Below are 25450 nucleotides of genomic sequence, written 5' to 3'. Positions count from 1 at the left end.
GGGCCACGCTTGCGGAACCGGCGAGGTGGCGCGGGCAATTTAAGCTGGCCGGGGCACCCAAGCAAGCGCTTGGATCGAAGAACCGGCGGTCGTTTACAAACCAAGCGCTTGCTTGGTAGTCTCGAGCGACGTCGGCCGGAGGGAGCACCATGCCAAAAACGATACGTATCGGTTGTGCCAGCGCCTTCTGGGGCGACACCTGTACCGCTGCGGCGCAACTGGTCGAAGGCGCCGAACTGGACTACCTGGTGTTCGATTACCTGGCCGAGGTCACGATGTCGATCATGGCCGGGGCGCGCATGAAAGACCCTCGGGGCGGCTATGCCACGGACTTCATCGAAGTGCTCACACCGCTGCTTGCTCGTTTGCATGAACGCAAGATCCGCGTCATCAGCAATGCCGGCGGGGTCAACCCCCAGGCCTGCGCCGCCGCTCTGCAAGCGGCCTGCGACAAGGCCGGCGTGCCCTTGAAGATCGCGGTGCTGCAGGGGGACGACCTGCAACCACAATTCGAACAGCTCGCCAGCCAGGGCATTATCGAGATGTTCAGCGGCGCGCCCCTGCCGGCGGTGTGCGTGTCCACCAACGCTTACCTGGGTGCCCCCGGCATTGTCGAGGCCTTGCGTCTGGGAGCCGACATCGTGATCACCGGCCGAGTGGTGGACAGCGCCGTGGTCAGCGCGGCCCTGGTGCATGAGTTTGGCTGGGCCTGGCACGACTACGACAAACTGGCCCAGGCCGCATTGGCCGGGCACCTCATTGAGTGCGGGGCCCAATGCACGGGCGGTAATTTCACCGACTGGCGGGAAGTACCGGATTACGAGCACATCGGTTTTCCCATCGTTGAAGTCAGCGCCGACGGCCAATTCATCGTCACCAAGGCCGAAGGCAGCGGCGGGCTGGTCACGCCGCTGACGGTCGGGGAGCAACTGCTCTATGAAATCGGCGATCCCCAAGGCTATCTCTTGCCGGACGTGATCTGCGACTTCAGCCAGGTCAGGTTGATCCAGCAAGGCAAACACGCGGTGCGCGTCCAAGGCGCCAAGGGCTTGCCGCCCACCGAACAATACAAGGTCTGCGCCACCTGGGCCGATGGTTTTCGCTGCACCGCCCTGTGCCTGATCGCCGGCATCGATGCGGTGGCCAAGGCCGAACGGGTCAGCCAGGCGATCATCGCCAGGACTTCGCAGCTGTTCAGTTCGCGCGGCTGGGCGCCCTACAGCGAGGTGAACATCGAGCTTCTGGGCAGCGAAGCCACTTACGGCCAGCACGGCCGGCGCCAGGACAGCCGTGAAGTGGTGATCAAACTGGCGGTGCGCCACCCCGACAAACAGCCGCTGGTGCTGTTTTCCAGGGAAATCGCCCAGGCCGCCACCGGCATGGTGCCGGGGCTGACCGGCCTGATGGGCGGTCGCCCGACGGTGTATCCGTTGATTCGCCTGTTCTCGTTCCTGATCGACAAATCCGCCTGCCGGCTCCACATCGAACTCGACGGGCAGAGTCATCCTTGCCTGCTGCCCGCCGTCAAAGCGCTGAAAACCCGCGACTTGCCGGTCGCTCCCGACCTGCCCAAACCCCAGGGCCGGGCTGATGCCAGCGTGCCGTTGGTCAAACTGGCGGTGGCGCGCTCCGGCGACAAGGGCAACCACAGCAACATCGGTGTACTCGCCCGCGCCCCCGAATACTTGCCGTGGATCGCCGAGGCGCTGACGCCCCAAGTGTTGGTTGACTGGATGAGCCACGCGCTCGACCCACTGCTGGGGCGCGTCGAACGCTGGTATCTGCCGGGCACCCACAGCCTGAACTTCGTGCTGGAAAATGCCCTTGGCGGCGGCGGTGTCGCCAGCCTGCGCATCGACCCGCAGGGCAAGGCGTTCGCTCAGCAATTGCTGGAGATCCAGATACCGGTGCCCCAGAGCATCGCCGATCAGGTCAATTAAAGGACGATCGCCATGGCGTTCGGTTCGAGCACAAGGAACACCCATGCCAGTCATCGAATCGCACCTTGACCCACACAGCGCCGACTTCGCCCGCAACCACGCGGCCATGTTGGCTGGCGTCGCACACCTGCGTCAGATCGAACAGGCGGTGCTGGAGAAAGCCGCCCAGGCCCAGGCCAGGTTCGAGCAACGCGGCCAACTGCTGCCACGCGAGCGTCTGAACCTGCTGCTGGACCCCGGCGCGCCGTTCCTGGAACTGGCGAGCCTGGCCGGCTACAAACTCCATGACGACAAGGACGGCAGCCAGGCCGGTGGCGGCTTGATCGCGGGGATCGGCTACGTATCCGGCGCTCAGGTCTTGGTGGTGGCGAACAACAGCGCGATCAAGGGCGGGACCATCTCCCCCAGCGGCTTGAACAAGACCCTGCGTCTGCAACAGATCGCCATGGAGAACAAACTGCCGATCATCACCCTGGCCGAAAGCGGCGGCGCCAACCTCAATTATGCCGCGCAGATTTTTGTCGAAGGAGCACGCAGCTTCGCCAATCAGGCGCGGATGTCCGCCATGGGCTTGCCGCAGATTACTGTGGTGCATGGTTCGGCCACGGCGGGCGGGGCCTACCAGCCGGGGCTCTCGGATTACGTAGTAGTGGTGCGCGACAAAGCACGGCTGTTTCTGGCCGGCCCCCCGCTGCTCAAGGCCGCCACTGGCGAAGTCGCCACGGAAGAAGAACTGGGCGGTGCGCAAATGCATGCGCAGGTGGCCGGCACCGCTGAATACCTGGCCGAGAATGACGCCGATGGCATACGCCTGGCCCGGGAGATCGTCAGCCTGTTGCCCTGGAACGAGCAACGGCCGACACCGCCTGAACGCACCTGGAAAGAGCCGCTCTACCCGGCCGATGAGTTGCTGGGGTTGATCCCCGACGACCCGAAAAAGCCCTATGACGTGCGGGAAATCGTCGCCCGCATCGCCGATGGTTCGGACTTCCTCGAATTCAAAAGCGAGTTCGATCAACAGACGATTTGTGGCCACCTGCGCATTCGTGGCCATGCCTGTGGCCTGATCGGCAACAACGGCCCGATCACGCCCAAGGGCGCGAGCAAGGCCGCGCAGTTCATCCAGCTGTGCGACCAGAGCCGCACACCGCTGCTGTTCCTGCACAACACCACCGGCTTCATGGTCGGCACCGAGTCGGAACAACAAGGGGTGATCAAGCATGGGGCGAAGATGATCCAGGCCGTGGCCAACGCCCGGGTGCCGAAGCTGACAGTCGTGGTGGGCGGTTCCTACGGCGCCGGCAACTACGCCATGTGCGGCCGAGGGCTGGACCCACGCTTCATCTTCGCCTGGCCCAACAGCCACACGGCGGTGATGGGTGGAGCCCAGGCCGGCAAGGTTTTGCGCATCGTCACGCAGGCGACGCAGATCAAGAATGGCCTCACCCCCGACCCGAAGATGCTGGACCTGCTCGAACACACCACCGCGCAGACACTCGACAGCCAGTCCACTGCGCTATACGGCAGCGCCAACCTGTGGGATGACGGGCTCATCGACCCGCGCGACACCCGCACGTTGCTAGGCTACCTGCTGGACATCTGCCACGCGGCTGAGCTTCGCCCGCTGCAACCCAACAGTTTCGGTGTGGCCCGTTTCTGAACGTGTGAAGGACTTTTGATCGCTGCTCACAGGAGAACAATAAAATGATCTTCACCCAGGAACACGCAGCTCTGCGGCGCACCGTTCGCCAGTTTGTCGACCAGCAGATAAACCCCTATGTCGACGAATGGGAGAAGGCCGGACGGTTTCCCATCCACGAGGTTTTCCGCAAGGCCGGTGAACTGGGGTTGCTGGGTATATCCAAGCCGGAGCAGTTCGGCGGCATGGGCCTGGACTACAGCTATTCGATCGTCGCTGCCGAGGAGTTCGGCACCATTCATTGTGGCGGCGTGCCGATGTCCATCGGCGTGCAGACCGACATGTGCACCCCGGCCCTGGCGCGTTTCGGCTCCGATGAGCTGCGTGAAGCATTCTTGCGCCCGGCCATCAGCGGTGAGCAGGTCGGTTGCATCGGCGTCTCGGAAGTCGGGGCCGGCTCTGATGTCGCCGGGCTCAAGACCACGGCCCGCAAGGATGGCGATGACTACGTCATCAACGGCAGCAAGATGTGGATCACCAATTCACCGAGCGCCGATTTCATGTGCCTGCTGGCCAACACTTCGGACGACAAGCCCCACATCAACAAATCACTGATCATGGTGCCGATGAACAGCCCGGGTATCAGCCTCGGCGGGCACCTGGACAAGCTCGGCATGCGCAGTTCGGAAACCGCCCAGGTGTTCTTTGACGACGTACGGGTGCCGCAACGCAATCGCGTTGGCCAGGAAGGTGCCGGGTTCATGATGCAGATGTTGCAGTTCCAGGAGGAACGCCTGTTCGGCGCGGCGAACATGCTCAAGGGGCTGGAGCACTGCATCGACAGCACCATCGAGTACTGCAAGGAGCGCAAGACCTTCGGCACCGCCCTGATCGACAACCAGGTGATCCACTTTCGCCTGGCGGAACTGGCCAGCGAGATCGAATGCCTGCGGGCGCTGGTCTACCAGGCCACCGAGCAGTACATCAACGGCCAGGATGTGACGCGGCTGGCGTCCATGGCCAAGCTCAAGGCCGGGCGCCTGGCCCGGGAAGTCACCGACAGTTGCCTGCAATACTGGGGCGGCATGGGTTTCATGTGGGACAACCCGGTGGCGCGGGCGTATCGCGACGTGCGACTGGTGTCCATCGGCGCCGGTGCGGACGAGATCATGCTGGGCATCATCTGCAAACTCATGGGCATTTTGCCGGGCAAGAAAAAATGACTGTGTTCACTCTCCATTGTGGGAGCGAGCCTGCTCGCGATGAGGCCCTGACTGCCACCGAAAAACCCAGGAATGACCACCATGCCCGCCTTCAGCAAGATCCTCATCGCCAACCGCGGTGAAATCGCCTGCCGGATCCAGCGTACCGCCCAGGCCCTGGGCTATCGCACCGTGGCGGTGTTCAGCGAGGCCGACGCCGACGCGCTGCATGTGCGCATGGCCGATGAAGCGGTACTCATCGGCGCAGCACCGGTGCCGCAGTCCTACCTCAATCAGCCGGCCATTCTCGATGCGGCCCGGCGTACTGGCGCCGACGCCATCCACCCCGGCTACGGTTTTCTCTCGGAAAACGCCGGGTTCGCCAAGGCCTGCGCAGAGGCCGGTATCGTGTTCATTGGCCCCAGCCCCGACGCCATCGACCTGATGGGCAGCAAACGCCGTTCGAAAGTCGCCATGATCGCCGCCGGCGTACCGTGCATCGCCGGTTACGAAGGCACCGATCAGGACGACGACACCTTGTGCCGTGAAGCCGAACGCATCGGCTATCCGTTGATGATCAAGGCCAGCGCCGGCGGTGGTGGCCGAGGCATGCGCCTGGTTTGGCGGGCTGAAGACCTGCTGGAACAGTTACGCACCGCGCGCTCCGAGGCGTTGCATGGTTTTGGCAACGATGAGTTGATCCTCGAACAGGCTCTGATCAATCCACGGCATGTGGAAATCCAGATTTTCGCTGACCATCACGGCAATCTGCTCCATTTGGGCGAAAGGGACTGCTCGATCCAGCGACGCCACCAGAAAATCATTGAAGAAGCGCCCTGCCCGGTCATGACCGCCGATCTGCGCCAGGCCATGGGTGACGCCGCGCTCAAGGCTGGCCGCGCGGTCAATTATGTGGGTGCCGGGACCGTGGAGTTTTTGCTCGCCCCGGACGGCGGTTTTTACTTTCTGGAGATGAATACGCGCCTACAGGTCGAACATCCGGTCACCGAGCTGATCACCGGACTGGACCTGGTGGCCTGGCAACTGGATGTGGCCGCCGGCCTGCCACTGCCCCTGCGCCAGGACCAGGTCCGGTTCAGTGGTCACGCCATGGAGGTGCGGTTGTATGCCGAAGACCCGGCTGCGAACTTTCTGCCGCAAACCGGCCATTTGCTCAGTTGGGAACCCCCTATCGGCGACGGTGTACGAATCGACCATGGTTTGCTTGAAGGCCAGACCATCAGCCCGTTCTACGACCCGATGCTGGGCAAAGTCATCGCCCACGGCGCTACCCGTGAAGAGGCCCGACGCAAATTGCTGCGAGCCGTGGAGGACTGCGTGCTCCTGGGTGTACAGGCCAATCAGCGCTTGCTGGCGGGGTTGCTGGCTCATCCACAATTCATTGATGGAGATTTCGGCACCGGTTTCATCCAGCAACACCTCGCCGATCATCCCGCCCTGCAGATCCACGCCCCCTCGGCTGAGCAGCTCGCCATCGCCGCAGCCTTGTTCTATCAGGCCATGCATGCACGTCATGCGCCCGGCCTGGGAGGATGGAGCAACAATAGCGGCGCGGTGCGGCGCTATCGCATTGGCCTGGGCGAGCACGACTGGTCCCTGACCCTGACAGCCGCAACCGGCGGCACGCTGCATATCCAGATAGCCGAGCGAGTGATCGAGTTGAAGTTGCTCGAAGCTGATCAGTGCGGCGCAACGCTGATGATCGACGGTATTCGCCAACGCCATGCCTGGCACCTTGATGGTAATGACCTGTGGCTGTTCACTCGCCCAGGCGGCCTGCATTTACAGGATCGGACCCAGGCCCCCGTCGCCGCCAGGGCCAGCGTCAGCGATGGCTCCCTCAAGGCGCCAATGGACGGCGCTATCGTCGAAGTACTGGTCAGCGAAGGGACGGCAGTACGCCAGGGACAGCTACTGATGGTGCTCGAAGCGATGAAAATGGAGCACCCACTCAAGGCAGGTATTGATGGAGTGGTCAGGACCTTACACGTCAAGCCAGGCGATCAGGTGAAAAACCGCCAGTTATTATTGCAGGTTGAAACAGCGCACTAGGCGGATGCGCAGGGTTTGACTACGCTCAAATCCATCAGCACGCCGATACCGGGAACCTTGCGATGCCTCACTGGCTGGTGATTGATCTGGAGGCCACCACCGATGAAGGTGGCTGGCCGGTAACCGAAATGGAAATTATCGAAATCGGCGCCACACTGGTGAATCGGGATGGCCGCGAGCTGGACCACTTCCAGCGGTTCGTAAAGCCGTTGAGGCGTCCCTTGCTTACACCTTTCTGTCGCGAGCTGACCCATATCACCCAGGCCAATATCGACAGCGCCGCGCCATTAACCGAGGTCTGGCCGGCGTTCGAACGCTGGCTGGCGCAGTACCACGCGAACCTGGAGAGCTGGGTCAGTTGGGGCGATTACGACCGCAAGCAATTGCTTCAGGAATGGCAGCATCAGCGGTTGCACAGCTTTCTCGGCCAAGTGCCGCACATGAACCTCAAGCAGCGCTTCGCCAAAGCCCGCCGGCTGGAGCGCCCCCTGGGGCTCAACGGGGCGCTGCAACTGGCCGGCCTGCAATTCTGCGGTCAACAACACCGGGCCCTGGAAGATGCGCGCAATACGGCGCGGTTATTACCCCTGGTACTCCCAGGCTGAACGCGAGCCACGACCGCGGCGCGGCAGATGACGAACGTTGAAGCCTTGTGCATACTGGCCGGCCTTTTCCAGCCCCTTTTTTCGAGGAATCGCCCATGTTTAAAGTCAACGAGTACTTCGACGGCACCGTCAAGTCGATCGCTTTCGGCACTGCCGAAGGCCCTGCGACCATCGGCGTCATGGCTGCGGGCGAATACGAATTCGGCACGGCCCAGCGGGAAATCATGCACGTCGTCTCCGGCGCCCTGACCGTGAAACTGCCCGACAGCACCGACTGGGAAACCTTCGAGGCCGGCAGCCAGTTCAATGTACCGGCCAATAGCAAGTTCCAGCTCAAGGTCGCCGTCGACACCGCCTACCTGTGTGAATACCGCGGCTAAGCCTGTGGCGAGGGGCGGTGCGACGTTTCGCTAAATCCCCTCGCCACAAAAGCCCCGGCGTGGTATCGGGTAATGAAAAATGCCCGTGTCCAGTGGACACGGGCATTGTTTTTTCAAAAGCGGTGTTTATTCGAGCACTTCAACCGGCATACCCACTTCAAGCCAGCCATTGCTGTCATTGACCAGGTTCTGGCCGAACATCGCACCGTCCGGTGTCGAACGATACTGCTGCAGCGTGGCGAAGGGTTCGCGGTCAGGGTCGCGTTCGCCGGTTTGCGGGTCGACCGTGGTCATGATGCAGCGTGAGCAGGGCTTGACCAGCCGGAACTCCACATCGCCGATACGAATGCGCTTCCAGCCATCCTCGGCAAATGCCTCACTGCCCTCGATAACCAGGTTGGGACGAAAGCGCAGCATCTCCAAAGGGCGGCCGACCCGATCGGACACGTCCTGCAAAGAGGCCTGGCCGATCAGCAGCAAGGGGAAACCGTCCGCGAACGCCACCTTGTCGTCATCCTTGCCGTAACCGGCGGCGGTGGTGCGCGCCAGTTCCACCGGAACGTGAACCAGCCGGGTGGGCTTGCCGATGAACTCGCTGACCCAGGCCGCCGCCTCGTCACCGGCATCCGGTACGCGCAAGGTGTCGCGCCAGATGATCACACCGCGCCGTTGCTCTTCGTCAACAGGTGGCAGGGGCACATCCAGGGTGGCAAAACCTGGCGCACTGAGCGTCAGACCGCCGGCCTCATTCCACAATGCCGAGAGCTGGCTCATCTGGGGCACCGCCCGCTGGGTCAGGAAACGCCCGGTGCCCTCGTCCACCAGCATCCAGCGCCGGTCACCGTCCAGGCCCAGCTTGTCCAGGCCTATGCCTTGCAGGAGCTGGCCCTTGCCGGACTTCAACGGATAACGATACAGCGCGCTCAGCCGCAACATGGTCGACTTCCCCGGTGACGAAAAAACGCCACCTTATACGAGCCGGCCATTGAAGCAAACCATGATCAGCCTCAGTCGAGCATCAGTCGCTGGCGCACCACATCAACCAGCTTGTCCGGCTGGAATTTGGAGAGGAAGTTGTCGCAGCCGACCTTCTTGACCATCGAATCGTTGAAGCTGCCGGACAGCGAGGTGTGCAGCACCACGTAGAGCCCGCGCAAACGCGGGTCGTTGCGGATCTCGGTAGTCAGGCGATAGCCGTCCATTTCCGGCATTTCCGCGTCGGTGAAAATCATCAGTAATTTGTCGGTCATCACTTCGCCAGTATCGGCCCAGGCCTTGAGCATGTTCAGGGCTTTCAAACCGTCGCTGGCAACGTGCATCTTCACACCCAACTGACCCAGCGTATCGCGCAGTTGAGAGAGCGCGACATTGGAGTCGTCCACCAGCAGCACTTCGCGTCCGCGGGCGCGCTCCAGTACCGGATCTTCGAGCTTGTCCCGGGAAACCTTGGCGTTGTAAGGCACGATTTCGGCCAGGACTTTTTCCACGTCGATGATTTCCACCAACTGGTCGTCAACCTTGCTGATCGCCGTCAGGTAGTGCTCACGCCCGGCGCTGGTCGGGGGCGGCAAGATGGCTTCCCAGTTCATATTGACGATGCGGTCCACGCCGCCCACCAGGAACGCCTGAACCGAACGGTTGTATTCAGTGACGATAATGGTGCTGTTAGCTCCCGGCACCAGCGGACGCATACCGATGGCCTGGGACAGGTCGATCACCGGCAAGGTCTGGCCCCTCAAATTGACTACACCGCACACAAACGGATGGCGCTGCGGCATCAACGTCAGCTTCGGCAACTGCAGTACTTCCTGGACCTTGAACACGTTAATGGCGAACAACTGCCGCCCTGCCAGGCGAAACATGAGAATTTCCAGGCGATTCTCACCCACCAGTTGGGTTCGTTGATCTACTGTGTCGAGAATGCCGGCCATCTATGACTCCTGGGCTTGTTCGGATGAATCCATGAAGGAGATATCGGCCGTGCAGACGGGATCTTGACCCCTGTATAAAATCTCGCGCAGGGCATTGATGTCACATTAGCATCATGCTTTACTTGCTTCACGGATTTCATCCCCCAGCTCTGCCGCTGCGCGACCTCAGTTTGCGCACAAAGTTCCCCCGCCTAGGGGTTTCCCCTAGGGACAATCAGGTCCAACCTGATATTCCCGCTATCCAATAGCCATTAATGTGACGCCATTCTCATTGCTGAACGGAGTCAGGCCTTTGTGCGCGACCGCAGGACACCGGACTTCCAGCCATTTGGCCGATCCCGCCAGTGCAATCGTTTGCGCGCATGCCTTTGTCTACGGGCGAAAGAGTGCCTGCGGGTCTTCGTCAGTTGCCGGCCGAGAAGTCCAGCCGTTCGCCACACGCGATTTTCTTGCGTCTGACATGATGTTGTGGAGATAAGCATGCCGAACGATCGTAAAAACTGGAATCAGCGCCTTCCCGAATTTCTGATCGAGGCCGAAACGCTTTTGGCCAAGTCAGAGGAATGCCTGACCCATCTGCAGCTGATCAACGACGACAGGGACGCCATTGATTGCATGCTCAGCACCTTGCTGAAGCTGGCAAACAAGGCCGACGCCCTGGCGCTGGAAGCCATTTCAGAATTTTCGCTGCATATCCATGGCTTGCTCAGCAACGCGCAAAGTCACGTTGAATTGCATGAGCAGGCGCTGGGCGCGCTGAAGGATTGCTTCACCCTGATGGCCTGGCAACTGGAACTGGTCGATCACACCACCGGCCAGCTCAGCCTGGACAGCAGCGAACAGACCTCGTTGATCGAAGCCTTTGCCTTCCAGGTAGGCCAGAGTCCTGGCCAGACATTGCCTGCTTCGCGCCCCCTGGGTTTGGTGCCCTACTCACAAAAGCAGGCCTGAGGCCGATGAGTGCGGTTCGACCCGATGCGGCTGACACTTGGCACTTTCACGCCACCATGCTGAACGCGACCAACGAAATATGAAGTGGTACTATCTCCCGCGTCAGAGGCTTCAAGATAGTGGCATTAAGCCGCCAACTGAGGCCATCTTCGACCTGAAACGTTTATCCGTCCCGGCCTGTCAGATACGCTGACCAGCCTGCCCGCAGCGAACATTCATTGGCTCCATCCGTCATGTACGCCAGCCTCAAGTCAATCATCACCTGGCCACCCTCCCGAGAAAATGCCCGCCGTTTCACGCTGTTGTTGTGCATCTGCTCGACCCTTGGCAGCCTGCTGGCCTATCTGTTCGCCTCGACCGTCCCGTTGAGTTTGCTGGCGCTCAATAGCGCAGCCATGACCTGTGTCTGGATCCAGCATCGCCTGTCACACAAATCCATCAAGTTCCAGCCCCAGGAATTGGCCGATCGGTTGCTTGAGGTCCAGGAAAACGAGCGTCACAGGCTCAGCCGTGAATTGCATGACGATATCGGCCAGTTGCTGACCGCAGCCAAACTGCAAAGCGAATGGCTCAAGCGCCGTATTCCGGAAGAACTGCACGGCCAGTGCACGATCCTCTGCGAGACGCTGGACGAAACGCTCAATAAGGTTCGCGACGTATCAGCCATTCTCAACCCAAGACAACTGACCAGCCTGGGACTTGAAGCCAGCCTGCGCGCGCACCTGCTCAAGACGCTGGCTAATACGCCGCTGAAATGGAGCCTGGACTGCCAGCAACGCATGACCGGCATCCCTGAGGAAATGACGGTCGCCGCGTTTCGAATCACCCAGGAAGCCGTGACCAATATTTTGCGCCATGCCCAGGCGAAAAACCTGCTGGTGCGCCTGCAACGCTTGCCCGAAGGCCTGACCCTGTTGATCAGTGACGATGGCAAGGGATTCGTCCCGGCCTCCCACCCCGCTCACGAAGGACAACGCGGCATGGCCGGCATGTCGGAGCGGGTTGAACAACTGGGCGGCACCTTGAAGGTCATCAGCGAGGCCGGCAAAGGTACCCATATTGAGGCAAGCTTTCCCTGGACACCTCGCGCCCTGGAACGGGCCAGCAAGAATAAGGTTCTCCATTGATTTGTAATTTGCTTCTGATAGATGACCACTCGCTGATCAGGGCCGGTGTGCGCGCCCTGGTCATGGATCTGCCCGGATATGCCGTGATCGGCGAAGCCAGTGACGGGACGCAATTGCTGGAACTGGTTGAACGGCTGGTTCCAGATATCGTCTTGCTGGATATCTCCATGAAAGACACCTGCGGCCTGGACGCGCTGCAACAGCTCAAGCGCGTGCGTCCCCAGAGCAAAGTGCTGATTCTGTCGATGCACACCGATCCGGCGTTAATCATGCAGGCGCTGGAATCCGGAGCCCATGGCTATCTGCTCAAGGACACCACCGCCACCGAGCTGGAACACGCGCTGGAAGCGCTGCGCAACAACGAACGCTACCTGAGCCCTGCCATTGCCCACACCGTGATCAACCAGGCACTGACCCGTACCCAGAAACCGCAACCCGATCCTGGCCAAGCTCATAATCTGACCGCCCGCCAGTTGGAGATCCTGCGGCTGATCGTGCGTGGCAAGTCCACCCGGGAAATCGCCAACGGCCTGAGCTTGAGCATCAAGACCATAGAAACCCACCGGGCGCAAATCATGAAACGCCTGCAGATCCATGATGTGGCCGGACTGGTGCTGTTCGCCGTGCGCGAGCAGATCATCAGCCTGGACGATTAAGCGCCACCGAGGTACTCAGCAAAGGCGAATCGGCAGGCAGGTGAACACGCAGCGCTTTGGCCTGCACAGTGAAACGCAAACTGTCGACCTGCAACGGTTCGCCATCAAGATTGATATCCAGGCCTTGCGCGACCTTGATTTCCACCCATGGCAGGCGTGCGCGCACGAACATGTTGTCGATCCCCAGGCCACCGGCCAGCAAATCCTTCAGGGTACTGACCACCTCCTGAGGCGCCGGCAGGACACTGATGTCCAGCAATCCATCATCGACCAGCGCCTCAGGGCACAGTACATGCCCCCCTCCGGCCTGCCGGCCATTGCCGATGCCCAGCGCCAGCAAATCGCCCTGCCAGTGGAAATCCGGGCCCTGCAGCTCACCGTAGGCCGCACTCAGCTCACTGAAACGTGATAAACCGGTGAACAAATAGGCGGCGCCACCCAAGACCTTTTTCAAGTCCTCGGAGGTGTTCGCCGTCACTTGGCTGCCAAAACCGCCCGTGGCCATATTCAGGAAGATCTGACCGCCCACTTCGCCCAAATCGATAGCCTGGGGCGTCACATCCAGCAGATCCAGGGCCTGCTCCGGCTCCAGCGGGATACCGGCGGCACGGGCAAAGTCATTGGCCGTACCCAGCGGCAGCAATACCAGGCTCACCTCACTCGATTTACGCACGATCGCCTCGGCGATATCACGCAAGGTCCCGTCCCCACCGCCGGCGATCAGCGTCGTGTAACCGGCATCCAGCGCCTCATCGACACAGCGTCGGGCATCGCCGGCCTCCCACGTCACTCGGACCGCAAGGTCCCAGCCCTGCTTGCGCTTGAGCATCACTGCGGCGCGAACCTCATCGTTGAGCGCTTGCTTGCCATGCAAAATCAACAGCGCCTTGCCTTTGCTCATTGTTATCTCCGTCATGGGAAGGTTCAGAGAATGGGACCACTCACACGGCCGAAAAAGCCCGGACCGATTCAAATTAAATAAAAGACTGCGCCGCGCGCCCATGGGGAAAACCGGAGGACAGCCTCGCCGTCCACTTCTCGACTCGAAGAATTTTCTTACAAGAACTGGCGAATCAGCTCAATTGACCCGTCAACGGTATTGAGACACTTTGGTGCTCTGTTGTGCTGGATCGTTTAAATGCTCATTACACAAGGATGTCTTAACCCATGGATGGATACATCACGGCCCGCAGGGGCCGGAACAGTGGTTCGAACAGTTATGGCCAAGGGGATGAAGCGCCCCATGCATAACCATAAATACAAGCTGTCGCCCCGGCAGCTCGCATCATTTGGAAGCGAACAGGCCAACGTTCAAAACGAATGCAAAAGTTGCAGTAATCCCGCAGGAGGAATTGATTTGGAACCGCGCGTCGTTGAACTGGAAACCCACCTTAAATACATCCGTAAAGACATGGATGAAATCCGAACCGATGTGAAGGTCATCCGCCACAGGCTCGCCTATTCAGCAGGCGCAGCAGCGGTGGTCTTTGGCCTGCTGGGCTGGATTGCGAACAGTCGATTCGATCAACTGGTCATGCTGCTCTCGCGATAAAGCCGATGGGCATGAAAAGCCCGAGCACTCGACTCGGGCCGGATACTCCCACTGCCGCAGCGCTAGCCCAGGACCTCGCTCAAGGGAATAAAACCCACTTCGTCGCCTTCGACCAGGGTTCGCCCCTCAAGCACCTCAACCAGTCCTTCAGCCCAGGCCGCGCTGCGCAGCACACCGGAGCTTTGATTGCGGTAGATGATCGCCCGACCGTTCTCGAGGCGACCTCGCAAGTATTCTCGTCGACCGCCTGCCTTCGGCCAGTCGAAGCCAGCCGGTACCTTGAACTTGAGCGGCGTTACCGCCTGAACACCCTGGCGGCGTAACAAGTAAGGCCGGGCTAACAATGCGAACGTCACCAAGGTCGAGGCAGGGTTTCCGGGCAGGCCGATCACAGGCACACCACGAAAATGCCCGAACGTCAGCGGTTTCCCAGGCTTGATGGCAAGCTTCCAGAGCGCGAGTTCACCCTCTTCGCGCAAGGCGGTCCCCAGGAAGTCAGCCTCCCCCACCGATACGCCGCCAGTGGACAGGATCAGATCGACATCCGACAACTGCCCCAGACGCTGGCGGGTGGCGGGCAAGTCGTCGGGCAGAATACCTGCGTCGACCACCTCACAACCCAGCTGCTGCAACCAGCCACAGAGCAGTACGCGATTGCTGTTATAGATCTGGCCAGGGCCCAGCGCCTGACCTGGCTCTACCAGTTCGTCACCGGTGGAGAGCACTGCAACACGCACCTTGCGCACCACCTCCAGCGACGCGCAGCCAAGAGACGCCGCCAGCCCCAGTTCAATCGGCCCCAGGCGAGTACCGCAGGAAAGAACCGTTTCTCCGACAGTTGTCTCCTGCCCCTGCGGGCGGATGTTTTGCCCGCTCACCATGGGCTCGGTAAAGCGTACGCGCAGGTCATCTTCAACCACGGCGTTTTCCTGCATCTCGACGCAGTCAGCGCCGGCAGGGACAGGCGCTCCGGTGAAGATCCGTGCACAGGTTCCTGCAGCCAGCGGCTCCGGGGCCTGGCCGGCGAAAATTCGCTGACTGACCACCAGCGGCTCACCTGTGCAGTCAGCCAGCCGCAACGCGTAGCCGTCCATGGCGCTGTTGGGCCATGGCGGCAAATCAAGGGTCGATACCAGATCTTCTGCAAGCACCCGGCCTTGCGCCGCGGCCAAAGGCAAACGTTCACGCTGGACAATCGGCGTAGCCGCCGCCATCTCGAGCAAACGCTCCAACGCCACCTCCACGGCCATCAAGGCACCGGCCTTGCCCGGTTTACCCACGGGATTCACAAGGCGCTGCCTGTTTCAGATGGGCCACGAAGTTACACGGACGATGCCGCGCATCCAGTTGCTCGGCCAGTATCCCGTCCCAGCCAGTACGCACCGCGTTGGTTGAGCCAGGCAGGCAACAAACCAGCGTGCCATTGGCCAGACCTGCCAGCGCCCGAGACTGGACGGTGGAAGTGCCGATGTCCGCCACCGATATTTGGCGAAACAGTTCACCGAAGCCGTCGACCTGTTTGTCCAGCAGGCACGCGACGGCTTCCGGAGTGCTGTCGCGCCCCGTGAAACCGGTGCCGCCAGTAATCAGCACCACTTGCACCACGTCCTCGGCGATCCAGTTCGCGACTTGCGCGCGGATCTTGTACAAATCATCTTTGAGCAGAACCCGCGCCGCCAGGTTGTGACCGGCCGCCGTGAGCCGATCGACAAAGACCTGCCCCGACGTATCGGTTTCAAGGGTGCGGGTATCACTGACTGTCAGCACCGCGATATTGAGCGGCACGAAAGGTACATCAGCCTTGGCTTTCATAGGCTCGTCCAGTTGTAGAGGAAACAGCCCGGTGTTATATCACAGCGCTTCATTTTTTCGCCCGTGCGGAGACACACCATGACCTCGAATACTTCCCCGCCATCATGCTCCATCCTGCTGCTGGCGGGGGGGCGCGGACAACGCATGGGCGGGCAGGACAAGGGCCTGTTGCAGTGGCAGGGCGAACCGTTGATCGCTCATCTGCATCGACAGACGCGCGCACTGAGCGACGACCTGATTATCTCCTGCAACCGCAATCCGGAACGCTATGCGCTGTATGCCGATCAATTGGTGCATGACGATGAAGGGGGCTTCCCCGGTCCGTTGGCAGGCATCCGGGCGGGCCTCAAGGTGGCACGATACCCTTCTCTGCTGGTGCTGCCGTGTGATGTACCGCAGATCGACTCCAGCCTGCTCGACAGCATGCTCAGCGAGGCGAGCCAGCATCCCGACAAGCCACTGATGGTACGTCATGGTGAACATTGGGAACCGTTGCTGTGCGTCATTCCTGTGGCGCTGGCCCCGGCTTTCGAACAGGCCTGGAGCGAAGGCGAACGCAGCCCGGGCCGCATCATGCGGGCGTTGCATGCGACTGCACTGCAATGCCCTGCCAACGATATTCGCTTGGCAAATCTGAACACGCCGGAACTGCTCAGCGGCCACAAAGGTGTGTCAGATTGACACTAGCCAGGAACTTGCGCGCGCTGTATACGTCTGAAGGTCAGTAACTTGAAGAATCCTATTTCGGAGAAACACCATGACTCAACGGACCCTCGCCACTTTCATGCTCGCACTGGGCCTCGCCACTCTCGCCGGGTGCGCATCGCCAACAGTGATTACCTTGAATGACGGTCGCGAAATCCAGGCCGTCGACACCCCCGAGTACGACGAAGACACCGGCTTCTACGAATTCGAGCAACTGGACGGTAAAGAGACTCGCGTGAACAAGGATCAGGTTCGTACCGTTAAAGACCTGTAACCTTCAACGCCACAGCCAGCTACAGAAAAGCCCGCGATACTTGCGGGCTTTTTGATGCCTGTTCGAAAGTCAGCTCCGATCACCACTGCAAGCTGATATCGCTTTGAAAAGCACGTTCCTGGCCGGTGACAGGATCGATAAAACTCAACCCCTGGGCCAGCAGCTTGAGCGGGTTGGCGTAATCGTCCTCCACGTCCCGCAGCACGTCCGGGTAGAACGGATCGTTACAGATAGCCGCCCCGAGGGCATTCATATGCACTCGCAACTGGTGCTTCTTGCCCGTGACCGGAGACAGACCGTAGCGCCACAACTCGCCGTTCTTTTCCAGGACTTCGATGGCCGTTTCGGTATTGGGCTCGCCCGGCCCTTCCTGCATCCGGAAGAACGGCTCGCCATCGATCATTCGGCTCTTATGCACCCGAGGGAAGGTCATCTGAGGTAACGCAGGGGCTATGGCCTGGTAGCGTTTCTCGATTTTGCGCGTTGGAAACAGCGACTGATAAGCCGAACGGGTCTGCGGGTTGGCTGAAAACAGCACCAGCCCCGCCGTATGCCGGTCGATACGGTGCAAGGGCACCAGATGGGGATTGTCCAGACGTCGGATCAGACGTCGCAACAGGGTCTGCTCGACATACTCGCCCGCTGGAGTGACAGGCAGAAAATGCGGCTTGTCTGCTACCACCAGATGTTCGTCGGCATACAGAATCGATTCCACGACCGGGATCGGCTTCTCGTCAGGCACCTCACGAAAGTAGTGGATGCGCAGGCCTTCCCGGTACGGCAGGTCGGCAGCAATGGCCCTGCCCTCGCCGTCCAATACCCGCCCCCGGGTGATGCGGTCCAGCCACTGCTCGCGACTGATGGTGCTGAAATGCTCGCACAGGCACTCCAGCACCGTCTGCCAGGAGCCGGGCGGAAGATACAAGGTACTGGCCTGATGGTGAGCGGCGCAAAATGATGACCGGGACATTGAAAACTCTAATCTTTTGGCAGGGCGGCATTATCCGCCAGCCGCGCATGTCAGCCCAGCAATGATTGCTTCACGCCGGGATCGACGTCGTCTTTGCTGCCGCTTCAGTGAACTCTTTCAGCCAGCGCAGCACCTCCACCGCCTCCCAGCGACCCGGATCGTACAATGCATACAACAGGCCCTGGTAACCCACCACATCCAGTTGCTTGTGGTAGCCGGCACGCTGGAACAGTGCTTCGATCTCGGCGAAGCAGGTGTTGAAATGCAGTTTGTTGAAGGGCGTCTTGCCTTCGGTTACCAGCCCGTCCAGGCGCAACTCCTGGACCGCCTCGCGCACAACGTCCACGGACATCCTGTTCACGCTGTTTTTCAGTTGTTCGACATTGACCAAGGGACGCACTCCAGATAACTGTATGGGCATACAGTAACCGAAGAAGGGAGTTTTCGCCAATGGCAGTGCCTGGATTCGACGTATGGCAGGCTTCAACTCAGGAAAGCGGCGACCTGATCAGCATCATCGAAAGGCCAATCCAGTTCCGCGCCCGTATCGATCCGGCGCAGGACCGGGATTCGCAGCCCATAACGTTCGGACAAAACCTCGCTCTCGGCGATATCCACCAGCTCCACCAACAATCCATGCTCGACGAAAGACATCAATACACCTTCGGCAACTTCACAAAGATGACAACCCAGGGTGCCGAACAACTGGCATTCAGGAGGCATGGCAGGTAGACCCACTAAAGAGAGACGGTCATTCTAGGCCCACCCTGCAAAACCGTCGAGCCAGGTAGAAAATCTGACAGTGCTTCGGTAAAACGCTGGTGCAAATCATTGAGCGCCAATACTTTTCCGGCAATGCCCGGCGCTTTTTTTCCTTCTACACGCTGTGTGGCGCAAACCTTGAAACGGAGTACCCCTTGTTTGCCAATCTGCTGATCATTCTTGCCTCGTCCCTGGTGGTCATCGCCCTGTTCAGGCGACTGCGCCTGCCGCCGGTACTGGGTTATCTGTGTGTCGGGTTGGCGGTCGGCCCCACCGCCCTGGACTGGGTGAACGACAGCGAAGAACTGCCAGACCTGGCCGAGCTCGGGGTGGTTTTCCTGTTGTTCTCGCTGGGGCTGGAGTTCTCCCTGGCGAAGATGATCGAACTGCGCAGGGTCGTGTTCGGCCTTGGCAGCCTGCAGGTGCTGTGCTCAGGGATACTGCTGGGCAGTCTGCTGCTACTCTTCGGCGCCCCGCCTGTCGCGGCCATGCTGCTCGGCGCCGGGCTGGCCTTGTCCTCCACCGCTATTGTCAGCAAGGAGCTGACCAGCCTGGGGGAAATATTCAGCAGCCATGGCCAGAACGCAATCGGTGTGCTGCTGTTTCAGGATGTCGTCGCGGTGTTGCTGTTGACCCTCGTCCCCGTGTTCGCCGGCAGCAGCGAGCAACCATGGTACTGGGCGTTGCCCCTGACCCTGGGCAAGACCCTGGTGCTGTTCGGCGGTTTACTGCTGGCCAGTCGTCTGCTGCTGCCACGGCTGTTCCATGAAGTGGCCGAATCCCGGTCCGCTGAGCTGTTCGTGCTGCTGGCCCTGGTGATCGTATTGCTGACAGCGTGGCTGACCCATCTGCTGGGTCTGTCACCGGCCCTCGGGGCGTTTCTGGCGGGCATGTTGTTGGGGGAAAGCCATTACCGACATCAGATCGAGGCAGACATACGGCCGTTCCGCGACATTCTGCTGGGGCTGTTTTTCGTCAGCATCGGCATGCTGATCGATCTGCAGTTGTTTGTGGAGGACGGCTTGCTGATCCTCGGCTTGACCCTGGGATTGATGCTTATCAAAGGCTGCGTGGTCGCAGTGCTGGTGAAATGGCAAGGGGACGACGGCGAAACCTCCTGGCGTAGTGGCCTGGCCCTGGCCCAGGGCGGCGAATTCTGTTTTGCCCTGATGGCACTGATGCAGCAGAACCGCCTCATGCCCGCCGACATCAGCGGCCTGCTGCTGGCAGCGACCTTCTGCTCGATGCTGCTGACGCCACTGCTGTTGCGTGCCGCGCCGCGCATTGCTGCCCGCCTGCACCGCAAACCCAACGAAGAGGCACAGCTGGACCAGATAAGCGCACTCAACGCCGATTTGTCGGGTCATGTAGTCATTTGCGGGTATGGTCGCGTCGGCCAGTCAATCGGCAGGTTTCTACGCAGGGAACACCAGGCGTTCGTGGCCCTGGACGACGATCCAGTCATCATTCAGGAAGCCAGCGTCGGGGAAAGCTGCGTGCACTATGGAGATTCACGCCGGGGCGACCTGCTGGCCGCCGTCGGACTGAGTCGCGCCAAGCTGCTGGTGATCGCCGTGGACAAAACCGACATCGCCATCAGCGTGCTCAAGGAAGCCCGCCGGCTCAATCCCCAGGTGCCGATTCTGGTGCGTACCCGCGATGACAGCCAATTGGCGGAGTTGCAGGCTGCCGGGGCCAGCGAAGTGGTCCCGGAGCTGCTGGAGTCAAGCCTGATGCTGGCCTCCCACGCCCTGATCATGCTCGGGCTGCCGAACCAGCAGGTCCAGCAGCATGTGGATCAGGTCCGCCACGACCGCTATCGCTTGCTACACGGTTTTTATCCTGGGAATCAGGACAAAGAGCCTTAGGATCAGTCCTGACTGACCGCGCCGATCTTGTGGATCGAAAGGTCGGCGCCGTAATACTCCTGCTCCTGAGTCAGCCGCAGTCCCACCACAGCCTTGATCGCACCATAGACCGCGAACCCGCCGCACAGGGCAACGACAACGCCCAGCGTGGTGCCGATCAGTTGGCTGATCAAACTGACCCCGCCCAGGCCGCCCAGAGCGCTCTGGCCGAAGATCCCGCAAGCAATGCCGCCCCAGACACCACACAACCCGTGGAGCGGCCAGACACCGAGCACATCGTCGATCTTCCACTTGCCCTGGGCCGCGGTGAAAAACCAGACAAACAAGGCACCGGCGATAGCTCCGGTCACGAGTGCGCCGATCGGGTGCATCAGGTCCGAACCGGCACAGACCGCTACCAGCCCGGCCAACGGACCGTTGTGCAGAAAGCCGGGGTCATTGCGTCCGACGACCAACGCCGCCACGGTCCCGCCGACCATGGCCATCAATGAATTGATCGCCACCAACCCGCTCACCGCCGGCAGCGTCTGGGCGCTCATCACGTTGAAGCCGAACCAGCCGACAATCAGGATCCACGACCCCAAGGCCAGGAAAGGAATACTCGATGGCGCGAACGCCACCAGGCGACCGTCGCGGTAACGGCCGTTACGCGGCCCCAGCAAGAGCACGGCCGCCAGCGCCAGCCATCCGCCCATGGCATGCACGACCACCGAACCGGCAAAATCATGAAAGCCGGCGCCGAACTGGGCTTGCAACCAGGCCTGCAGGCCGAAATTGCCGTTCCAGACCACGCCTTCGAAGAATGGATACACAAACGCGACGATCAACACCGTGGCACACAACTGAGGGGCAAATCGGGCACGCTCGGCAATACCGCCGGAAATGATCGCCGGGATCGCGGCGGCGAACGTCAACAGGAAGAAAAACTTCACCAGGCTGTAACCATGATCGACGTTGAGCGCCGCAGCAGGTTGCAGGAAGGTCACGCCGTAGGAAACCCAGTAGCCCACGAAGAAATAGGCCAGGGTGGAGACGGCGAAATCACTGAGAATTTTCGACAGTGCATTGACCTGGTTCTTCTGTCGGACAGTTCCCACTTCAAGGAACGCGAAACCGGCGTGCATCGCCAGAACCATGACCGCACCGAGCAAAATGAACAGCGTGTTGGAGCTGTGGACCAGAGTGTCCACAGCGCTTTGCATATTTTCCATGGTTGGCAGACCTGAAAAGTTGAAAAAAGCACCAAACCGGTTCGCTCGCCCTTACGACGCACCAAGTCGAGACATCTCATCGGACTACCGAAAAATCGATGAACCGAATGAGTGCACAAAAAATCGACAATGCGGTATTGCGCTTGGAGTGCTTCGCGGATTTTGTTTTTCTGGGTTAAGGTTTTGCGGGCTGACGCCCAGCTTCAGCGCACAGGCGCAGGGGGACGCACCAGTACATGGCAAAACCCTGAGCAAAAGTTGTACCAGTCAGTTTCACTGAACCTTCCGGTATGGCTCATACTCGAACGCTTCAGACGTCACTTACGGAGATTCCCCCATGGCCAGAACCCAGGCAAAGACTGCTCAAGAAATCCTGAAGGAAGATTTTCAGACGCTGGTCAGCGACACCGAACGGCTGTTGGATCACACCGCGACACTGGCTGGCGACCAGGCCGATGAGCTGCGCAGTCAGATCCATGAAACCCTTCTGCGCGCCCGCGAGACCCTGAAGTTGACCGAAGACTCGGTGCGTGAGCGCGGCCAGGCGGCGGTGATCGCCACCGAGGAATACGTTCAGGCCAATCCTTGGCAATCCGTCGGCATCGCAGCCGGCGTGGGCTTTCTGATCGGCCTGCTGGCGACACGGCGCTAATGATGGGCATTGACGAATCCGGCTCGTCCGAAGCGGGCACACAACCTACAGCACGCCGCCTGGGCGCCGCGTTCCTTGGCTTGCTGCACAGTCATGTCGAATTGTTCGGCATCGAATTGCAGGAACAGAAAGCACGCACAGTCAGCCTGTTGTTGTTCGCCGGGCTGGCGCTGGTATTTGCGTTGTTGCTACTGGTGGGGCTGTCGGCGCTGGTACTGATCCTGGTATGGGATACCTATCGTCTGGCGGGGATTATTGGCTTGTGCCTGTTTTATCTGCTGGCCGCCCTGTTCTGCGGCCTGCGACTCAAAGCAGCGATCTATGACGAGTCCTCCCCTTTCCATGCCACTTTGGAAGAATTGGCCAACGACCGGGAGCGCCTGTTGCCATGAGCCTGCCTGATATTCCTCAAGCCCGGACCCGCCAGGAAATGCGCAAGGCGCTGGTACGTCTGCGCATGGAAATGCACCGACAGGAAATCCGCCAGGAAACCCGTCAACTGTTGCAACCTCTGCAGCGGGTGCGCGGTTTCACGCAGAGTTGGCACGAGGGCTTCGGCATCAAGCACGCCCCGCTCTGGGGCGTGGCGGCGGTGTCCTTGCTCGGTTTTCTCACCGGCAAACGGACCCGTAGCGGCCGCACCAGCAGCCTGACGGGACTGATCCGGCTGGCAACGACCCTGCTGCCGCTCATCAAGCTGGCCAAAAGTGTGCGCAAACCCTGACGCAGCAATAGCCCATAGGCCTTGCGAGGTGCCCCGCGAACCGCGAAGCTAGGACATCGACCTTATCAAACGGAGCAACCAGCCTTGGATTGGCACACCCTGCTGACTCGCGAGCGCCTCGGAAAAACGCTGCACAGCCCGGAAGAGTTGGGCCGCAGCCCGTTCCACAAAGACCATGACCGCATCATTTTTTCCGGCGCGTTCCGGCGCCTGGGACGCAAGACCCAGGTGCATCCGGTCTCCAGCAACGACCACATCCACACACGCCTGACCCATTCGCTGGAAGTCAGTTGCGTCGGACGCTCCCTGGGCATGCGCGTGGGAGAAACCATCCGCAGCGCCCTGCCTGAGTGGTGCGAGCCAAGTGACCTGGGCATGGTGGTGCAATCGGCCTGCCTGGCCCATGACATCGGCAACCCGCCATTCGGTCATTCCGGTGAAGACGCCATCCGCTATTGGTTCCAGCAGGCCGCAGGCCGCGGTTGGCTCGACGCCATGACCGAGGCCGAGCGCAACGACTTTCTCAATTTCGAAGGCAACGCCCAGGGGTTCCGGGTGCTCACCCAGCTTGAATATCACCAGTTCGACGGTGGTACGCGGTTGACCTATGCCACCCTCGGTACTTACCTCAAATACCCCTGGACCGCCCGTCACGCGGACTCTCTGGGCTACAAGAAGCACAAGTTCGGTTGCTACCAGAGCGAACTGCCGTTGCTGGAACAGATCGCCCACAAGCTCGGCCTGCCTCAGCTCGAAGACCAGCGCTGGGCACGGCATCCGCTCGTTTACCTGATGGAAGCCGCCGATGACATCTGCTACGCGCTGATCGACCTCGAAGACGGCGTGGAAATGGAGCTGCTGGAATACCCGCAAGTGGAGTCGCTGCTTCTGGACCTGGTGGGCGACGATCTCCCGGACACTTACCGTCAACTCGGACCACTGGACTCGCGAAGACGCAAACTGGCGATCCTGCGGGGCAAGGCCATCGAACATCTGACCAACGCCGCAGCCAGGGCTTTCGTCGAGCAGCAGCAAGCGTTGCTGGCCGGTACGCTGCCAGGGGACCTGGTGGAACACATGCATGGCCCAGCCAAACGTTGCGTATTGAATGCCAAGGACATGGCGCGCAAGAAGATCTTCCAGGACAAGCGCAAGACCCTGCATGAGATCGGCGCCTACACCACGCTGGAAATCCTGCTCAACGGATTTTGCGGCGCCGCCCTGGAGCAACATGGCGGTCGCACGCCTTCGTTCAAGAATCGGCGAATTCTCGACCTGCTGGGTAACAACGCGCCCGATCCGAACGGTTCGTTGCATGGTGCATTCTTGCGGATGATCGATTTTATCGCCGGGATGACCGACAGCTACGCCAGCGAAATGGCTCAGGAAATGACGGGCCGTACTCGCCAATGAGAGGGCGTCGGCGGCGAGCCTGGATGCGCATTGAGGTTTGGCAGGCCCGCCCCACGGGGCGGGGTAAACGGCAATGAAGCGTCGTACTCGTTTCTGAAAAGTCGATGACCTGCCATTTAATACTGAATAAAACCCTTGCTCTATTTGTTTGTATAAACAACATCCTGAAAGAAATCTCCCCTTCAAAACGGGCAATAATTCCCCTTCCTAGTTCATTCACCTACTAAAAACCCAATCACACCGTAGTACCCCGCCTCTTTTTTTGTAGGAAACTTCTGAAATTGAATATGTATGCCTGTCTCCTCATACGACCCCGGCATTAACTGGGCTAAGGTGCGCGCTTTATTAAGCTCGTAGGGACTTTATTCATGAACTCCGTTTTCATTGTCGACGACCACCCGGTCATCCGCCTCGCCGTTCGCATGCTCCTGGAGCATGAGGGCTATAAAGTCGTAGGGGAAACTGACAACGGTGTGGATGCGATGCAAATGGTGCGCGAATGCATGCCGGACCTGGTCATTCTGGACATCAGCATCCCCAGGCTTGACGGGCTGGAAATTCTCTCACGGTTCAACGCCATGACCACGCCCCTTAAAACATTGGTGCTCACCGCTCAGTCCCCAACGCTTTTCGGTATCCGGTGCATGCAATCCGGTGCCTCGGGATACGTTTGTAAACAGGAAGACCTCAGCGAGCTGGTCAGCGCAATCAAGGCCGTTTTGTCCGGTTATAACTATTTCCCCAGCCAGGCACTGAACCCGGTCCGCCAGGATGATCCTCGCAGCATAGAGCTGGATTTGTTCAAGAGCGTCAATGACCGAGAGTTGATGGTGCTGCAACTTTTTGCTCAGGGCCGCACCAATAAGGAAATAGCCAAAGGTATGTTTCTCAGTAATAAGACCGTCAGCACTTACAAAAAAAGATTGATGCAAAAACTCAAGGTCAAATCCCTGGTAGAACTGATTGAAATGGCGAAGCGCAACGCGCTGGTGTGAGAAAAGAC

27 protein-coding genes are annotated in these 25450 nt (G+C 60.2%); 18 read left to right on the top strand and 9 right to left on the bottom strand.

Annotation, left to right across the window (positions count from 1 at the left end; genetic code table 11):
• Positions 1-149: 149 nt before the first annotated feature.
• The 6 genes from QOM08_RS08710 to QOM08_RS08685 all read left to right on the top strand — a co-directional run bounded on the left by QOM08_RS08710 (position 150) and on the right by QOM08_RS08685 (position 7839).
• Positions 150-1940 carry an acyclic terpene utilization AtuA family protein gene (locus QOM08_RS08710; RefSeq protein WP_316912826.1) on the top strand — a complete coding sequence of 597 codons (1791 nt, stop codon included), beginning with the start codon at positions 150-152 and terminating at the stop codon, positions 1938-1940.
• Positions 1941-1983: 43 nt separating this feature from the next.
• A complete protein-coding gene (gene atuC / locus QOM08_RS08705; RefSeq protein WP_316912825.1) occupies positions 1984-3600 on the top strand; it encodes a geranyl-CoA carboxylase subunit beta in 1617 nt (538 codons plus the stop codon).
• Between the two features lie 44 nt (positions 3601-3644).
• Complete coding sequence (gene atuD, locus QOM08_RS08700) at positions 3645-4802, top strand: citronellyl-CoA dehydrogenase (RefSeq protein ID WP_107322182.1); 1158 nt, start codon at positions 3645-3647, stop codon at positions 4800-4802.
• A gap of 81 nt (positions 4803-4883) precedes the next feature.
• Positions 4884-6854, top strand: a complete 1971-nt coding sequence (locus tag QOM08_RS08695) for an acetyl/propionyl/methylcrotonyl-CoA carboxylase subunit alpha (RefSeq protein WP_310662774.1) — start codon at positions 4884-4886, stop codon at positions 6852-6854.
• A gap of 62 nt (positions 6855-6916) precedes the next feature.
• Positions 6917-7459, top strand: a complete 543-nt coding sequence (locus tag QOM08_RS08690; RefSeq protein WP_047226403.1) for an exonuclease domain-containing protein — start codon at positions 6917-6919, stop codon at positions 7457-7459.
• A gap of 95 nt (positions 7460-7554) precedes the next feature.
• Positions 7555-7839, top strand: coding sequence for a pyrimidine/purine nucleoside phosphorylase (locus QOM08_RS08685; protein WP_047226402.1), 285 nt, complete (start codon positions 7555-7557; stop codon positions 7837-7839).
• A gap of 126 nt (positions 7840-7965) precedes the next feature.
• On the opposite strand, the gene QOM08_RS08680 is transcribed toward QOM08_RS08685, so the two are convergent.
• Together QOM08_RS08680 and QOM08_RS08675 are read right to left on the bottom strand one after the other, a co-directional pair.
• Positions 7966-8775, bottom strand: coding sequence for an MOSC domain-containing protein (locus QOM08_RS08680; protein ID WP_047226401.1), 810 nt, complete (start codon positions 8773-8775; stop codon positions 7966-7968).
• A gap of 71 nt (positions 8776-8846) precedes the next feature.
• Positions 8847-9770 (bottom strand): chemotaxis protein CheV, encoded by a 924-nt coding sequence (locus QOM08_RS08675; RefSeq protein ID WP_076385689.1) that lies wholly within the window; start codon positions 9768-9770, stop codon positions 8847-8849.
• Between the two features lie 480 nt (positions 9771-10250).
• On the opposite strand from QOM08_RS08675, the gene QOM08_RS08670 reads away from it, so the two are divergent.
• From QOM08_RS08670 to QOM08_RS08660, 3 genes are all read left to right on the top strand, one after another.
• The gene (locus QOM08_RS08670; RefSeq protein WP_047226399.1) at positions 10251-10721 is read left to right on the top strand and encodes a hypothetical protein; all 471 of its coding nucleotides are present in this window, start codon (positions 10251-10253) and stop codon (positions 10719-10721) included.
• Positions 10722-10954: 233 nt separating this feature from the next.
• Positions 10955-11848 carry a sensor histidine kinase gene (locus tag QOM08_RS08665; RefSeq protein ID WP_139050847.1) on the top strand — a complete coding sequence of 298 codons (894 nt, stop codon included), beginning with the start codon at positions 10955-10957 and terminating at the stop codon, positions 11846-11848.
• On the top strand, positions 11845-12504 hold the full coding sequence (locus QOM08_RS08660) for a response regulator (protein ID WP_047226397.1): 660 nt from the start codon (positions 11845-11847) through the stop codon (positions 12502-12504). Before QOM08_RS08665 ends, QOM08_RS08660 begins: the two co-directional genes overlap by 4 nt.
• Here QOM08_RS08660 and yegS read toward each other — a convergent pair.
• Positions 12488-13405: a lipid kinase YegS gene (gene yegS / locus QOM08_RS08655; RefSeq protein WP_047226396.1), complete on the bottom strand. Its 918-nt coding sequence runs from the start codon at positions 13403-13405 to the stop codon at positions 12488-12490. The genes QOM08_RS08660 and yegS overlap by 17 nt on opposite strands.
• Before the next feature lie 342 nt (positions 13406-13747).
• Here yegS and QOM08_RS08650 point away from each other — a divergent pair, with 342 nt between their 5' ends.
• Positions 13748-14056, top strand: a complete 309-nt coding sequence (locus QOM08_RS08650; protein WP_223194406.1) for a hypothetical protein — start codon at positions 13748-13750, stop codon at positions 14054-14056.
• Between the two features lie 62 nt (positions 14057-14118).
• Here the strand turns inward: QOM08_RS08650 and glp are convergent, their stop codons facing one another.
• Both glp and moaB read right to left on the bottom strand, forming a co-directional pair.
• Positions 14119-15306: a gephyrin-like molybdotransferase Glp gene (gene glp, locus QOM08_RS08645; protein WP_177513941.1), complete on the bottom strand. Its 1188-nt coding sequence runs from the start codon at positions 15304-15306 to the stop codon at positions 14119-14121.
• A 22-nt stretch (positions 15307-15328) separates the two neighbouring features.
• Entirely contained in the window at positions 15329-15868 is a 540-nt protein-coding gene (gene moaB / locus QOM08_RS08640; protein WP_047226393.1) for a molybdenum cofactor biosynthesis protein B, read from the bottom strand.
• Positions 15869-15946: 78 nt separating this feature from the next.
• Between moaB and mobA the strand changes: the two genes are divergently transcribed.
• A complete protein-coding gene (gene mobA, locus QOM08_RS08635) occupies positions 15947-16549 on the top strand; it encodes a molybdenum cofactor guanylyltransferase MobA (protein WP_047226392.1) in 603 nt (200 codons plus the stop codon).
• A 76-nt stretch (positions 16550-16625) separates the two neighbouring features.
• The gene (locus QOM08_RS08630; RefSeq protein ID WP_047226391.1) at positions 16626-16847 is read left to right on the top strand and encodes a YgdI/YgdR family lipoprotein; all 222 of its coding nucleotides are present in this window, start codon (positions 16626-16628) and stop codon (positions 16845-16847) included.
• 79 nt (positions 16848-16926) lie between these two features.
• Here QOM08_RS08630 and QOM08_RS08625 read toward each other — a convergent pair whose 3' ends face one another.
• The 3 genes from QOM08_RS08625 to QOM08_RS08615 form a co-directional block, all read right to left on the bottom strand.
• The gene (locus QOM08_RS08625; protein WP_076385697.1) at positions 16927-17817 is read right to left on the bottom strand and encodes a pseudouridine synthase; all 891 of its coding nucleotides are present in this window, start codon (positions 17815-17817) and stop codon (positions 16927-16929) included.
• Between the two features lie 70 nt (positions 17818-17887).
• Positions 17888-18208, bottom strand: coding sequence for a transcriptional regulator (locus tag QOM08_RS08620; RefSeq protein ID WP_047226389.1), 321 nt, complete (start codon positions 18206-18208; stop codon positions 17888-17890).
• A gap of 92 nt (positions 18209-18300) precedes the next feature.
• Positions 18301-18540 carry a glutaredoxin family protein gene (locus QOM08_RS08615; protein WP_047226388.1) on the bottom strand — a complete coding sequence of 80 codons (240 nt, stop codon included), beginning with the start codon at positions 18538-18540 and terminating at the stop codon, positions 18301-18303.
• A 194-nt stretch (positions 18541-18734) separates the two neighbouring features.
• Between QOM08_RS08615 and QOM08_RS08610 the strand changes: the two genes are divergently transcribed.
• Positions 18735-20447, top strand: a complete 1713-nt coding sequence (locus QOM08_RS08610; RefSeq protein WP_047226387.1) for a cation:proton antiporter — start codon at positions 18735-18737, stop codon at positions 20445-20447.
• A 2-nt stretch (positions 20448-20449) separates the two neighbouring features.
• Here the strand turns inward: QOM08_RS08610 and QOM08_RS08605 are convergent, their stop codons facing one another.
• Complete coding sequence (locus tag QOM08_RS08605) at positions 20450-21658, bottom strand: ammonium transporter (protein ID WP_047226386.1); 1209 nt, start codon at positions 21656-21658, stop codon at positions 20450-20452.
• 337 nt (positions 21659-21995) lie between these two features.
• Here QOM08_RS08605 and QOM08_RS08600 point away from each other — a divergent pair, with 337 nt between their 5' ends.
• The 5 genes from QOM08_RS08600 to QOM08_RS08580 all read left to right on the top strand — a co-directional run bounded on the left by QOM08_RS08600 (position 21996) and on the right by QOM08_RS08580 (position 25442).
• Positions 21996-22310, top strand: a complete 315-nt coding sequence (locus QOM08_RS08600; protein WP_316912824.1) for a YqjD family protein — start codon at positions 21996-21998, stop codon at positions 22308-22310.
• 2 nt (positions 22311-22312) lie between these two features.
• Complete coding sequence (locus QOM08_RS08595) at positions 22313-22702, top strand: phage holin family protein (RefSeq protein WP_047226384.1); 390 nt, start codon at positions 22313-22315, stop codon at positions 22700-22702.
• On the top strand, positions 22699-23034 hold the full coding sequence (locus QOM08_RS08590) for a hypothetical protein (protein ID WP_047226383.1): 336 nt from the start codon (positions 22699-22701) through the stop codon (positions 23032-23034). Before QOM08_RS08595 ends, QOM08_RS08590 begins: the two co-directional genes overlap by 4 nt.
• Positions 23035-23118: 84 nt before the next feature.
• Complete coding sequence (locus QOM08_RS08585) at positions 23119-24447, top strand: deoxyguanosinetriphosphate triphosphohydrolase (protein WP_047226382.1); 1329 nt, start codon at positions 23119-23121, stop codon at positions 24445-24447.
• A gap of 368 nt (positions 24448-24815) precedes the next feature.
• On the top strand, positions 24816-25442 hold the full coding sequence (locus QOM08_RS08580) for a response regulator transcription factor (protein ID WP_047226381.1): 627 nt from the start codon (positions 24816-24818) through the stop codon (positions 25440-25442).
• Positions 25443-25450 lie beyond the last annotated feature (8 nt).

It is taken from the genome of Pseudomonas sp. P105, assembly GCF_032614175.1.
Taxonomy (GTDB): Bacteria; Pseudomonadota; Gammaproteobacteria; order Pseudomonadales; family Pseudomonadaceae; genus Aquipseudomonas; species Aquipseudomonas rhizophila.
Note: the sequence above shows the minus strand (reverse complement) of the source record. Positions and strands in the feature narration are given on the sequence as shown.